This window comes from Pseudomonas sp. DSV-1, assembly GCF_035830915.1.
In the GTDB taxonomy this organism is placed as follows: Bacteria; Pseudomonadota; Gammaproteobacteria; order Pseudomonadales; family Pseudomonadaceae; genus Aquipseudomonas.
This window is the reverse complement of sequence record NZ_JAYMYG010000001.1, coordinates 1,064,488-1,077,576: the sequence shown is the minus strand read 5'-3', so window position 1 is coordinate 1,077,576 and position 13,089 is coordinate 1,064,488. Positions and strand designations below refer to the sequence as shown.

9 protein-coding genes and 3 tRNA genes are annotated in these 13,089 nt (G+C 57.8%); 8 read left to right on the top strand and 4 right to left on the bottom strand.

Annotated elements, in window-relative coordinates; genetic code table 11:
• The first annotated feature begins 29 nt into the window (after positions 1–29).
• The gene (locus VSQ83_RS05160) at positions 30–1,745 is read left to right on the top strand and encodes a proline--tRNA ligase (protein WP_133075807.1); all 1,716 of its coding nucleotides are present in this window, start codon (positions 30–32) and stop codon (positions 1,743–1,745) included.
• Between the two features lie 17 nt (positions 1,746–1,762).
• Positions 1,763–2,716, top strand: a complete 954-nt coding sequence (locus VSQ83_RS05155; RefSeq protein WP_219260772.1) for a hypothetical protein — start codon at positions 1,763–1,765, stop codon at positions 2,714–2,716.
• A gap of 123 nt (positions 2,717–2,839) precedes the next feature.
• Here the strand turns inward: VSQ83_RS05155 and dinB are convergent, their stop codons facing one another.
• Entirely contained in the window at positions 2,840–3,901 is a 1,062-nt protein-coding gene (gene dinB / locus VSQ83_RS05150; protein ID WP_133075809.1) for a DNA polymerase IV, read from the bottom strand.
• Positions 3,902–4,190: 289 nt separating this feature from the next.
• Here dinB and VSQ83_RS05145 point away from each other — a divergent pair.
• The 5 genes from VSQ83_RS05145 (at position 4,191) to VSQ83_RS05125 (ending at position 8,992) form a co-directional block, all read left to right on the top strand.
• Positions 4,191–4,267: transfer RNA gene (locus tag VSQ83_RS05145), tRNA-Met, on the top strand.
• Positions 4,268–4,494: 227 nt separating this feature from the next.
• Positions 4,495–4,571, top strand: a tRNA-Met gene (locus VSQ83_RS05140).
• A gap of 162 nt (positions 4,572–4,733) precedes the next feature.
• Positions 4,734–4,810, top strand: a tRNA-Met gene (locus VSQ83_RS05135).
• A 259-nt stretch (positions 4,811–5,069) separates the two neighbouring features.
• Positions 5,070–7,712 (top strand): bifunctional lysylphosphatidylglycerol flippase/synthetase MprF, encoded by a 2,643-nt coding sequence (gene mprF, locus VSQ83_RS05130; RefSeq protein WP_133075810.1) that lies wholly within the window; start codon positions 5,070–5,072, stop codon positions 7,710–7,712.
• Complete coding sequence (locus VSQ83_RS05125; protein ID WP_133075811.1) at positions 7,712–8,992, top strand: virulence factor family protein; 1,281 nt, start codon at positions 7,712–7,714, stop codon at positions 8,990–8,992. Before mprF ends, VSQ83_RS05125 begins: the two co-directional genes overlap by 1 nt.
• 167 nt (positions 8,993–9,159) lie before the next feature.
• On the opposite strand, the gene VSQ83_RS05120 is transcribed toward VSQ83_RS05125, so the two are convergent.
• Positions 9,160–11,061: a potassium transporter Kup gene (locus VSQ83_RS05120; RefSeq protein ID WP_133075812.1), complete on the bottom strand. Its 1,902-nt coding sequence runs from the start codon at positions 11,059–11,061 to the stop codon at positions 9,160–9,162.
• Positions 11,062–11,583: 522 nt separating this feature from the next.
• Here VSQ83_RS05120 and VSQ83_RS05115 point away from each other — a divergent pair.
• Positions 11,584–11,808 carry a HEAT repeat domain-containing protein gene (locus tag VSQ83_RS05115; protein WP_326425577.1) on the top strand — a complete coding sequence of 75 codons (225 nt, stop codon included), beginning with the start codon at positions 11,584–11,586 and terminating at the stop codon, positions 11,806–11,808.
• 356 nt (positions 11,809–12,164) lie between these two features.
• Here VSQ83_RS05115 and VSQ83_RS05110 read toward each other — a convergent pair whose 3' ends face one another.
• A complete protein-coding gene (locus tag VSQ83_RS05110) occupies positions 12,165–12,380 on the bottom strand; it encodes a hypothetical protein (protein WP_326425575.1) in 216 nt (71 codons plus the stop codon).
• A 252-nt stretch (positions 12,381–12,632) separates the two neighbouring features.
• Positions 12,633–13,049 (bottom strand): hypothetical protein, encoded by a 417-nt coding sequence (locus VSQ83_RS05105; protein WP_326425573.1) that lies wholly within the window; start codon positions 13,047–13,049, stop codon positions 12,633–12,635.
• Positions 13,050–13,089: the final 40 nt, after the last annotated feature.

Genomic DNA, 13,089 nt, shown 5'->3' with positions numbered 1-13,089 from the left:
CTAGTCATCAGCAACGGCCACGACTAACCATGCGCACCAGCCAATATTTGCTCGCCACACAGAAAGAAACGCCTTCCGATGCGGTCGTTATCAGCCACCAGCTGATGCTGCGCGCCGGCATGATTCGCAAACTTGCTTCCGGCCTGTACACCTGGCTGCCCATGGGCCTGCGGATCATGCGCAAGGCCGAAGCCATTGTTCGCGAAGAAATGAACGCTGCAGGTGCTCTTGAAGTGCTGATGCCGAGCATCCAGCCAGCTGAGCTGTGGCAGGAATCCGGTCGCTGGGAAGAATACGGCGCCGAACTGCTGCGCCTGAAAGATCGCCATGGTCGCGAGTTCTGCGTAGGCCCGACCCACGAAGAAGTCATCACCGACCTGTGCCGCAACGAGCTCAACAGCTACAAGCAGTTGCCGATCAATCTGTACCAGATCCAGACCAAATTCCGTGACGAAACCCGCCCGCGCTTCGGCTTGATGCGCGGCCGCGAGTTCATCATGAAGGACGCCTACTCTTTCCACGTCGACAACGCTTCGCTGCAGGTCACTTATGACCGCATGCACCAGGCCTACTGCAATGTATTCACCCGCCTGGGCCTGAACTTCCGTCCGGTTGAAGCTGACAACGGCTCCATCGGCGGCGCCGGTTCCCACGAGTTCCACGTTCTGGCCGAGTCTGGCGAAGACGACATCGTGTTCAGCAATGGTTCCGACTACGCGGCCAACATCGAAAAAGCCGAAGCCGTTCCAGTCGAAACCTCGCGCCCTGCTGCCACCCAGGAGCTGCGCCTGGTCGACACGCCAGATGCCAAGACCATCGCCCAACTGGTCGATGGCTATGACCTGGCCATCGAAAAAACCGTCAAGACCCTGATTGTTCACGCCGCCGAAGAAGGCAAGCTGATCGCTCTGGTTATTCGCGGTGATCACGAACTTAACGAAATCAAGGCTGGCAACCACCCGCTGGTAGCAAGCCCGCTGGTCATGGCTTCGGACGCAGAACTACGTGACGCCATCGGCGCCGGTGCAGGCTCCCTGGGCCCGCTGAACCTGCCGCTGCCGTGCATCATTGACCGTTCGGTCGAATTGATGAGCGACTTCGGCGTGGGCGCCAACATCGATGACAAGCACTACTTCGGCGTGAACTGGGAACGCGACCTGCCGGTTCCGACCGTTGCCGACCTGCGCAACGTGGTCGCTGGCGACCCGAGCCCGGATGGCAAGGGCACACTGGAAATCAAGCGCGGCATCGAAGTGGGTCACATCTTCCAGCTGGGCACCAAGTACAGCGAAGCGATGAAGTGCCAAGTGCTGGGCGAAAACGGCAAGCCGGTAACCCTGGCAATGGGTTGCTACGGCATCGGTGTTTCCCGCGTCGTGGCAGCAGCCATCGAGCAGAACAACGACGAGCGCGGCATTATCTGGAGCGATGCCCTGGCACCTTTCCAGGTCGCACTGGTTCCACTGCGCTACGAGACCGAAGCCGTACGCGAAGCCACCGACAAGCTCTATGCCGAACTGACGGCCGCAGGCTTTGAAGTGCTACTGGACGACCGCGACAAGAAAACCAGCCCGGGTATCAAGTTCGCCGACATGGAACTGATCGGCATCCCTCACCGGATCGTGGTCAGTGACCGTGGCCTTGCAGAAGGCAATCTGGAATACAAGAGCCGCACCGAAGCAGAGCCTCAAGCCCTGCCCGTTGCTGATGTGCTTGCCTTCCTTCAAGCCCGTATCGCTCGCTGAAACCAGATAGAGGCGTCATGTTCAAGCGAAGTACCTTAACCCTCGCAGGTGCCGCCATGTGCGGCACCTTGCTGCTGAGCGGCTGTGCCAATCACATGTCGCAACGCAGTGAGCACGAGGAGCGAATCGAGCGAAAGCTGCTCGCCCACAGCCTCCTGATCGATGTTGGCTCGCCAGCAGTGCTTGAGCTGCCGCAACGCCGTGTGCGCATCAATGAACAGAAGACCTTTGAGGTCACCGAGTTCGATGTCACGCGCCATTACGACCGCTACACCCCGTACCAGCCCTGGCGCGAAGTCTATGAGATTCCGCTGGGGGCGGTGGCTATCGTCGCAGGGGTGGGTGCCAATGTGCTTAACGTGTTCATGTTCGGGCAACTTCCTGACAGCGTGACCAAAGACTGGATCAACTACGGCTTTGCGGGCATCAACCCTGCAATGAACGTGCAGTCCCACGGTCGCGCCGAACAGAACCTGGCCGGTATTGATGATGTTCAGCGCGACAAGCGCCTGGAGTATTCAAGCTTGCCCTGGTCGGAACGCCCGGTTGTGGTCAAGGCTGGCAAGCAGACTCATGAGCTGACGACTGATCGCAACGGTGTATTGCGCCTCAACCTGCTGGACAGCCCTTTTGCCGAGCAAGACCTCAATCACATCGGCAAGCTGACCATCATGGTTGAAGACGCTCAGGACGAGACCCACTCGAACTCAACCCTGTCGATCAGCAGCAACCTGCGTGGCAAGCTGCTTGAAGCGCACAACCTGATTTACGACGACCTGGAGGGCGACGACGTCACCCAATGGGTACATCGGGTCAAGCGCTTGTCAGAACTGGGACTGGAAGAAGAAGCCAGCGAGCTGGAACAAAGCCTGATCGAACTCACACGCAACGATCCCGAGCTACAACGTGAGTTCCTTCATTCTCTGACCAAGGATGCCGGGCGGCTGGTGGCGGATCCGGGCGTCAGCTGACACATGCCCTTGTAGTTGCTGCCGCAGGCTGCGAGAAGGGCCGCAGGCTCTTCGTGTTCTGGGGCTGCCTCGCCCCCCACCTCATCGCAGTCTCGTACCTCGTCAGCGACTACAGTTATTTGCCTACCCCTTGAACAGCTCCAGCTGCTCAAACCCGCTGTTCAAATCCTGCAAACGCACGCCAAGCCCGAGCAATCGAACGGGCTTGGCGCCGCGTGCAAACGCCTGGCTCAACAATCCCTCATAACTCTCAAGGTCACGCCCGGCACCGGACTGCTCCAGCGTGGTCTGGGTAAAATCGTGGAATTTGACTTTGACGAACGGCTTGCCTGGACGATAACTGCTGTCTATACGCGCAATGCGGCGAGTCAGCGTCTCCAGCAACTCCGGTAGTTTTTCCAGGCAACTGGCCAGATCCGGCAAATCGGTATCGTAGGTATTTTCCACGCTAACAGACTGACGTCGACTGTCGCTCTGCACCAGACGGTCATCAATCCCCCGCGACAACCCCCACAATCGCTCACCGAAACTGCCGAACTCACGCACAAGTGCCAGTTTGTTCCAGTCACGCAACTGCAGGCAGGTCTCAATCCCCAACCGCCCCAGCTTGTCCGCCGTGACCTTGCCCACGCCATGCAACTTGTTGACTGGCAACGCCGACACGAAATCTTCAACGTGATCCGGAGTAATGACGAACAGCCCATTGGGCTTCTTCCAGTCGCTGGCAATTTTGGCCAGAAACTTGTTCGGTGCTACACCCGCCGAGACGGTGATGTGCAGTTGATTGGAGACCCTGCGCCGAATTTCCTGGGCAATGCGCGTGGCACTGCCCGAAAAATGCGGGCTATCAGACACATCCAGGTAAGCCTCATCCAATGACAGCGGCTCTATCAAGTCGGTGTAATCGCGCAAAATGCCGTGGATTTCTTTCGACGCTTCTTTATAGGCATCCATCCTGCCGTTAACGATGATCAGATCCGGGCACAGTTTGAGTGCATGCCGGGACGCCATCGCCGAGCGCACACCATAAGCCCGCGCCTCGTAGTTACAGGTCGAGATTACCCCCCGACGGTCAGCCGAACCCCCGACTGCCATCGGCTTGTTTGCCAGGCTCGGGTCATCGCGCATCTCAATAGCGGCATAGAAACAGTCACAGTCGACGTGGATGATTTTGCGCTGCGTCATGTAAGGCGACGTTCTTCAGGGGAGTAGGCAATGCGGATTGCCAGTATGTCACCACCAACTGTATATAGCACCAGTGGTCTCGACTCTCCCCGACAGACGTGGGAAATATCGCCATTGAATTTGTTTTTTCAATCGAATCTTGCCCGTCAATAGAGCTACACCCCATATGGAACATGGCCTGCAGGCCTTTTTATAACCGGATTTTCTATCTAACCAATTGACGCAGAACGAATTTTTCTAAATTAAGGTTTGACAGCCCAGCGGATCGCTGTAGAATCCACCCCACAGACGCGGGATGGAGCAGTCTGGTAGCTCGTCGGGCTCATAACCCGAAGGTCGTCGGTTCAAATCCGGCTCCCGCAACCAAACATCGAAAAAGGCTACTCGAAAGAGTGGCCTTTTTTGTGCGCGCCTGTTTTGTAGCTCGCCTGACTTGCGACGGCTTCGCCGCCGAACGCAGCCTTCGTTCCTCGGCAGCTGCTACAGACCGAACTGCCCCCAACCCAAAAACAGGCCTGTTTTGATCTTATTCAGGTCATTTATGCATTAAAGGTTGACTCCCCCACTCATCACTGTAGAGTGCGCCCCACAGACGCGGGATGGAGCAGTCTGGTAGCTCGTCGGGCTCATAACCCGAAGGTCGTCGGTTCAAATCCGGCTCCCGCAACCAAACATTAAAAGGCTACTCGAAAGAGTGGCCTTTTTTGTGCCCGGGTGTTTTACCCGCCTTCTGCACGTCACGAGCCGGAGGAATTAAAACCGGGTATTTCAACCGCTTACGACATTTAAGGTTGACACCCGCACGATCCTCTGTAGAATGCGCCCACACAGACGCGGGATGGAGCAGTCTGGTAGCTCGTCGGGCTCATAACCCGAAGGTCGTCGGTTCAAATCCGGCTCCCGCAACCAAACATCAAAAAAGGCTACTCGAAAGAGTGGCCTTTTTTGTGCGCGCTCGAAAAGTATGGGGAAAACGGTTATTGACGCTCAACGTCATATTCCTGAAAGTCCCGTCGTCTATGCTGTCTGGCAATAATTACCCTTTTTGTACAGGCCCAACCTGAACCTCAGGCAAACAGCCAAACATATTTAGAAATATTTTCACCAAAAGGATTGGTAACTTGAGCCTATGCCTCCATCCTATCGCGCACGATCCACGAGGTGATTGATGCCCGATAATTCGCCAGAACTTAAAGAAGCCGTCACAGCAGCCCACCCGATTGCCGCAACTCGTTTGCGCTGGCTGGATTTGCTGAGCAAGTATCGCCAACCCATTGGTCTGGCAATCACTTTGTTGCTGTTTGCGATAGCACTGATTGCCTGTCGCCACCTGCTCAGCGAACTTGACCTGTACGCCCTGCACGACTCGATCCTGGAAGTCCCCAAGCCCGCCCTCCTCGGTGCAGTGGCCGCGACTGCCGTGGGCTTTGTGATACTGCTGGGGTATGAGTGGTCCGCCAGCCGGTATGCCGGGGTCAAGCTGCCACCTAAAACCCTGGCATTGGGCGGCTTCACCGCCTTTGCCATCGGCAATGCCATCGGCCTGTCGCTGCTGTCCGGCGGCTCCGTGCGATATCGCCTGTATGCACGTCATGGCGTAGGCGCATCAGAAGTCGCCCACATGACGCTGTTCGCCAGCCTGTCACTGGGCTGTGCCTTGCCGCCACTGGCAGCACTGGCAACGTTGAGCAACTTGCCCGCCGCCTCCGCAGCCCTGCACATCCCTGCTTATATACTGGGTGCAATTGCTTTCGCAGTTCTGGCCCTGTTCGGGTTATTGGCACTGGGCATCTATCGCCGCCGCCTTCCTGAGCAACCGATCCCGGACAACCTGCTGGTAAAGGCCGGGCGTCGCACATTACGCCTGCCAAGCCCGCGCCTGACCTTCCTGCAATTAGTCATTACAGCCCTGGACGTCGCTGCAGCGGCCACCGTGCTGTATTTGCTGCTACCCGAAGCGCCACCTTTTGGCGCCTTTATGCTGGTGTATCTGTTGGCGCTGGCTGCTGGCGTACTCAGCCACGTGCCCGGCGGTGTCGGGGTTTTCGAAGCCATCCTGCTGGCCGCCTTTGCCGACAAACTCGGCGCAGCACCTCTGGCGGCTGCCCTGCTGCTGTACCGCATGATCTATGTGATCCTGCCGCTGCTGATTGCCTGCCTGCTGCTGTTGCTGAACGAAGCCCAACGCCTGATCCATACCCGACAAAGCCTGCGGGTTGCCTCGGGCCTGGCCGCTCCGGTTCTGGCGGTCCTGGTATTTATGTCCGGCGTGGTGCTGCTGTTTTCCGGGGCCACTCCCGAAATTGACACACGCCTTGAGCACATCGGCTTTCTGATCCCGCACCGCCTGATTGACGCATCACACTTTGGCGCCAGCCTTATCGGCGTGCTGTGTCTGTTGCTTGCCCAAGGCCTGCGCCGGCGCCTGTCCGCTGCCTGGATGCTGACCACGATTCTGCTGCTGGTCGGCGCCGTGCTTTCCCTGCTCAAAGGCTTTGACTGGGAAGAAGCCACTATCCTGGTCCTGACCGCCAGCCTGCTGGGGCTGTTCCGCCGCTCGTTTTACCGTCCGAGCCGCCTGACCGAGTTGCCGTTTTCACCCCTGTATCTGGTGGCCAGTGTCTGCGTGCTGGGCGCCTCGATCTGGCTGTTGCTGTTCGCCTATCAGGACGTTCCTTACAGCCATCAACTGTGGTGGCAGTTCACCCTCGACTCGGACGCCCCACGGGGCCTGCGCTCGTTGCTGGGCGCAGCCGTGCTGCTGGTGATCGTGTCGCTGACCTGGCTATTGCGTACCGCACGCCCGGTGATTCACCTGCCCGATGCCGCAGAGCTGGAAAAAGCCGGGAAAATCATCCTGGCCTCCGACCAGCCCGATGGTGGCCTGGCCCTGACCGGCGACAAGGCCCTGCTGTTCCACCCGGATGAAAATGCCTTCCTGATGTACGCCCGCCGCGGGCGCAGCCTGGTAGCGCTGTACGACCCGATTGGACCACCCCAGCAGCGTGCCGAGCTGATCTGGCAATTTCGCGACCTGTGCGACACCTTTCACGCCCGCCCCGTGTTCTATCAGGTCCGCGCCGAGAACCTGCCGTTTTACATGGACATTGGCCTGACCGCGATCAAGCTCGGAGAAGAAGCCCGGGTCGACTTGCACCGCTTTGATCTCGAAGCCAAGGGCAAAGAGATGAAAGACCTGCGCTACACCTGGAACCGTGGCACCCGTGACGGTCTGTCACTGGAAATCCACGAACCGGGTGAGGCCCCGATGGATGAACTCAAGGCCATTTCGGATGCCTGGCTTACCGGCAAAAACGTACGGGAAAAAGGCTTCTCCCTGGGTCGCTTCAGCGAGGACTACATCAAGCACTTTCGCGTGGCAATTATTCGCTTTGAAGGCAAGCCGGTAGCCTTCGCCAACCTGCTTGAAACCCACAGCCATGAGCTGTCGAGCCTCGACCTGATGCGCTCGCACCCCGAAGCGCCAAAACTGACCATGGAATTCATGATGGTGGGTTTGATTCAGCATTATAAAAAGCATGGATACGCACGTTTCAGCCTGGGAATGGTACCTCTGTCCGGCCTGCAACCCCGACGCGGCGCACCGTTGACCCAGCGTCTGGGGTCGATGCTGTTCCAGCGCGGCGAGCACCTGTACAACTTCCAGGGTTTGCGCCGCTTCAAAGATAAATTCCAGCCCGACTGGGAACCTCGTTACATGGCCGTGCCCGCCGGACTTGATCCGCTGGTAGCGCTGGCTGATACCGCCGCCCTGATTGCAGGCGGCTTGACTGGATTGGTGAAACGTTAATGAAACATCGTTCCTGGCGGTTTTTGTTGCTTGCCTTGATAGTTCTGGTCGCACTGGCTGCAGGCGGCTATTGGTTCTGGAATCGCCCCGCGCCTGAGCCAACAATTGAACACCTGAGTCAAACCGATGGCTCGACCCTGACCAACGTCACTCCCGGTCAGAAAGCCCTGGCCCGGGTGGTGATCGCCACCCCCGCCGAAGAAGCGCTCAATGACAAGCAGTTAGTGGCCTTGAGCCGTGGCGGCAAAGCACAGGTCGTGCAGGTGATTCTGCCCAAAGATGATTGCACCCTGCAGCAGCAAGCCCTGCAAACTGCACTGCAACAACTCAAGGGCCCAGCGACGCTGGTCAGCGGTATCGGTCCGGGTGCAACCCTGGCTTGGCGCTGGCTGGCCGAGCAGACCAATGACAAGGCCCAGGCCGTGTCGGTCGGTTTCAAACTTGAAGAGCCCGGCTGCGCCCTGCCCGTTCCAAAAACCGCTGCCCACGGCAACTGGCTGGTGGCCTGGAACGACAACCCTGACGACCCGAGCGCTGCGTTCGTACGTGATCAACCAAACGCTCAGACCAGCATCAGCGACTACGACATTCATTACCCGCAGGTACTGAGCAACGAACTGCGCAAAATACTGGTAGGCGATGAAAACGGCGGGTTGAGCATGCCGGTGGTCGAAGTGCCCGCAGGCCAGCAAAACAGCACCGTAACCCTGTTCCTGTCCGGTGACGGTGGCTGGCGAGACCTGGACCGCGATGTGGCCGGTGAAATGGCCAAGATCGGCTACCCGGTGGTCGGCATCGACATGCTGCGCTACTACTGGCAGCACAAAACACCCGAGCAAAGCGCCACCGACCTGACCGAACTGATGCAGCATTACCGTCAGAAGTGGGGCACCCAGCGCTTTGTACTGGTGGGCTACTCGTTTGGTGCTGACGTTTTGCCTGCCACTTACAATCGCTTGCCTGAAGCCGAGCAAAAGCGGGTCGACGCCATCATGCTCCTGGCATTTGCCCGCAGTGGCAGCTTTGAGATCCATGTCGATGGCTGGCTCGGCAAAGCCGGCGCTGAAGCCGATACGGGCGAGGAAATGTCCAAGCTGCCTGCCAGCAAAGTGGTATGCATCTATGGCGCAGAAGAGGTGGATGAAAGCGGCTGCACCGCCAAGACAGCCGTAGGCGAAAGCCTGAAACTGCCCGGCGGACACCACTTCGACGAAAACTACCCGGCCCTGGCCCAGCGCCTCGTAGACCTGATCAAGAAGCATCAGACGACTGCCGAGTAAGCAACCTGTGGGAGCGGGCTTGCTCGCGATGGGTGCGCTGCGGTTTATCAGGCAAACCGCGGCGCCTGTATCGCGAGCAAGCCCGCTCCCACAAAAACGCCTCCCTCCTGCACAAAAAAGCCCCGACTCTCACGAGCCGGGGCTTTTTATTGGCGACCTGAACGCGACTACATCTCGACCTGGGTCCCCAGCTCGATAACCCGGTTAAGTGGCAGCTTGAAGAAGCGCAAGTTGCTGTTGGCGTTCTTGAGCATGAACGCGAACAACCCTTCTCGCCAACGCGCCATACCCACCAGCTTGGACGCAATCACCGTCTCCCGGCTAAGGAAGTAAGTGGTACGCATAGGGCTGAAATCCAGCTCATCGAGATGGCACAGCTTCAACGCCTCAGGCACATCCGGCTCGTCCATGAAACCAAAGTGCAGGATCACCCGAAAGAAGCCATCTCCATACGAATCCACCTCGAAACGCCGCGAAGCAGGGACCCGGGGCGAATCTTCGTTGACCACCGTCAGCAATACCACTTGCTCGTGCAGCACCTGGTTATGCAGCAGGTTGTGCAACAGCGCATGGGGCACCGCGTCCGGACGGGCCGTCAGAAACACCGCAGTCCCTTGAACCCGATGCGGCGGTTGCACCCGGATACTGCTGATAAACAGCGGTAACGGCAGCGCACTTTCGTCAAGGCGATCCACCAGCAGTTGCTTGCCGCGACGCCAAGTGGTCATCAGGATAAACAGCACAATCCCCGCCAGCACCGGGAAGGCCCCACCCTGCACAATTTTGGGTACGTTGGCGGCAAAGAACAGACCGTCCACCAACAGAAAGCCAATCAGTACAGGCACTGCCAGAATCGGCGGCCACTTCCACAGCAACAGCATCACCGCCGACACCAGAATACTGGTGATCAGCATGGTGCCGGTCACCGCCACCCCGTAGGCCGACGCCAGGGCCCCCGAGGATTCAAATCCCAGTACCAGCAAAATCACCCCGACCATCAGCGACCAGTTCACCGCACCGATGTAAATCTGCCCCTGCTCGGCACTGGAGGTGTGCTGGATATGCATGCGCGGGATATAACCGAGCTGAATCGCCTGGTGGGTCAGGGAGAAGGCCCCGGAAATCACTGCCTGGGAGGCAATCACCGTGGCCAGCGTGGCCAGGCCTACCAGAGGAATCAGCGCCCAGGCGGGTGCCAGCAAATAGAACGGGTTACGGGCAGCCTCGGGGTTTTCCAGAAGCAGAGCACCCTGCCCGAAGTAATTGAGCACCAACGCAGGCAACACCAGGATGAACCAGGCCCGGGCAATCGGCTTGCGCCCAAAGTGGCCCATGTCGGCATACAGCGCTTCAGCGCCGGTCAACGCCAGCACCACGGCGCCCAGAATGGCCACGCCCATACCGGGGTGCGAGACGAAGAAACGCACGCCCCACACGGGGTTCAGCGCATTGAGCACCTCAGGATGTTGAGCGATGCCATGAATACCGAGCCCGCCCAACACGACGAACCACAGCACCATGATCGGACCGAACAGCTTGCCCAGAGTGGCTGTGCCACGGCGCTGGATCAAAAACAGCGCCACCAGCACGATCAGGGCCAGCGGCACGACCCAGCGCTCCAGCCCGCTGAACGCCAGTTCAAGCCCTTCGACCGCTGACAATACCGAGATCGCCGGAGTAATCATGCTATCGCCGTAAAACAGCGAAGCACCGATCAGCCCCAGGATCACCAACACCGAACGCAGCTTGGGATAGGGCGAAGCAGCACGCCGCGCCAATGCGGTCAGGGCCATTATGCCGCCCTCACCTTCGTTGTCTGCCCGCAGAATGAACAGCACATACTTGATCGAGACCACCCAGATCAGCGACCACAGAATCAACGCCAGAATTCCGAACACACCGTCATGGTTGACTTGCACTCCATACCCGCCGGAAAACACCTCCTTGAGGGTGTACAGGGGGCTGGTACCAATATCGCCGTACACCACGCCGACCGCTGCAACCAGCATCCCTATGGGCCTGGCCTTTGAGTGACCGTCTTCTGCCGCCTGACTACTTGCCTGCCCCATCAACCACCCCTACGACCATGGACCGCGTTTCTTAATGGTTTGCGCTACATTTGATCAGCAGCATGCGCTGATTTTGCGAATCTGATCCACGAAATTCGGGTGATTGAAAACCCTGTTTTCGCGACGGCGCGCAGCATAGCGCAGCACTCGTCGTAAATCCCCGTATAACGCTGGTCAAGTACGTTGACCATAGCTAAAATTGCGCACTTTTTTTGATCAGAGGCGCACAAGAGCCTGTTACCGCTTGGTTGATCATTTCAACAGAGCGCCAGCAGGCCCAAAGCGCCCGTTCGTCGTGCAGCCTTTACGGGCATGTAACGTCACTACATACCGAGGTTCGCCATGTCCACCGTTACCACCAAGCCAGCCAACCCGAAGGTTGGCTTTGTTTCCCTGGGTTGCCCGAACGATAGCCAAACTATAATTTAGCTTTCCCTTATTTCCCCTACTGATTTCGCCACTCGCCTCCCTATTCAAGAAGGCAAACGGTAGACTCCCCCTTCATGTCATAGGGAGAGTCATATGGAAAACCTGGATGCAGTCAAAGCTCTGATTACAGTTATGCAGAGTAGTGCCTACCCACCAGATGTGCGGGTTGGCGCAGCAGAAGGCTTGGGCTATACCGGCTTTACGGCAGCAAGAGAAGCCTTAGACACTGTTATGAAAAGCAGCGCGTACCCGCCAGCTGTGCGTGCTGCTGCTGCTAAGGCACTCGGTCGAGCTGTAGGTGTGGCGACGCGTAAATAGCAAGGCCCGAAATAGCCTTAAGCCTGAGAAAATTTAAAAAGCCACTAACTGGGTGGCTTTTTGAACAGCGCGAACTCTCCGACGTCAATTCACTTGCTGCTTCTACCAATTGGCTAGGGTGTGCAAACAGTCGATTCTTTGAAGTTTCCCTGTAGGCCAGGCTCTACTTGACCTCTAGCCATCTGGTGCAATTCAGCCATCAACGACCTGCGGCGCAGTTCCATGAGAAGGGCCCATTTTGAAAGTAAGCCTTTACGCTGGTTTTCCATTTTTTCGCCCAATGATTCCGGGCACTTGGCCGCAACCCACTCTGTGACCGCCCCATGGGCCGCTGTGCAACCGCGCTGCACTTCCCTTCAAAACTTTACATTCTGTGCAATTGCCGATCGGCTGCAGAGCCCCACGGCCCGCCTGGGCTGCAGGATCGTTTGCACTACATCCGGATTTGCACAAAAAAAGGACGCAAGGCCCGTCGGCGGGAGGGGGATAAGTGCTTTTTCTTTGAAATTTTTCTTCCCGTGACGATTTTTCAGCCCGCTCTCATCGCCTTCCGGCCAATCGAGCAAATCCATGCCGCACCAGGTGCATATGATCCGCCTCAGGCCCTGGCAAAGCCCGCACCGGTGCATTTGAGTCCGATCAGATATATTTTCAGGGTGAACGCAAAAGCACTCCCAACAGCTTACTCACAGGCGTATAATTAGAGGGTAACGATACTAAGAACAACCAATCAAAAGATAAGGCCCGCTAAGTCGCGGGCCTTCTGCATTTCCTACGTACATAAAAAAGCCCGCGAATGGCGGGCAGGCTCGAGAGTACAGCTCTCAGTCGATAAGCAGCGCTCTTGCTTCATCGACGGACAGGCCCAGGTCGTACTTCTCAACCAGGGCAGATACTGCAAAGTCATTACCGGTGTAGCCACCAACAGCGATTTGCTTGCGGTAGGCCTTCACCTCACACCAGCGCCGGTACGGCCGAATGAACTTGTACAGCAGCTGATGAAGGAACGGTGCCAGCCCATACAGCGGCCAGAGGGATGGCGAGACAAGCAGCGTCAGCAGCGTGCAGAGCAGCAACCCAGTAGCCAGCACGGCATACCACTGCCGCACATGCGTTTTTTCGTGCTCGAGCAAACCAGCGTCATGTTGGTATTTCGCCAGTAGCTTTATCAGCGGCCCCTGAGCCGTGCCGCCAAACCCATTAGGCAGGCTTTCCGCGAGTTTAATCAGGTAGTACTTCATACTTTTCTCCAGGCGTAAAAAAGCCTGCACAGGGCAGGCA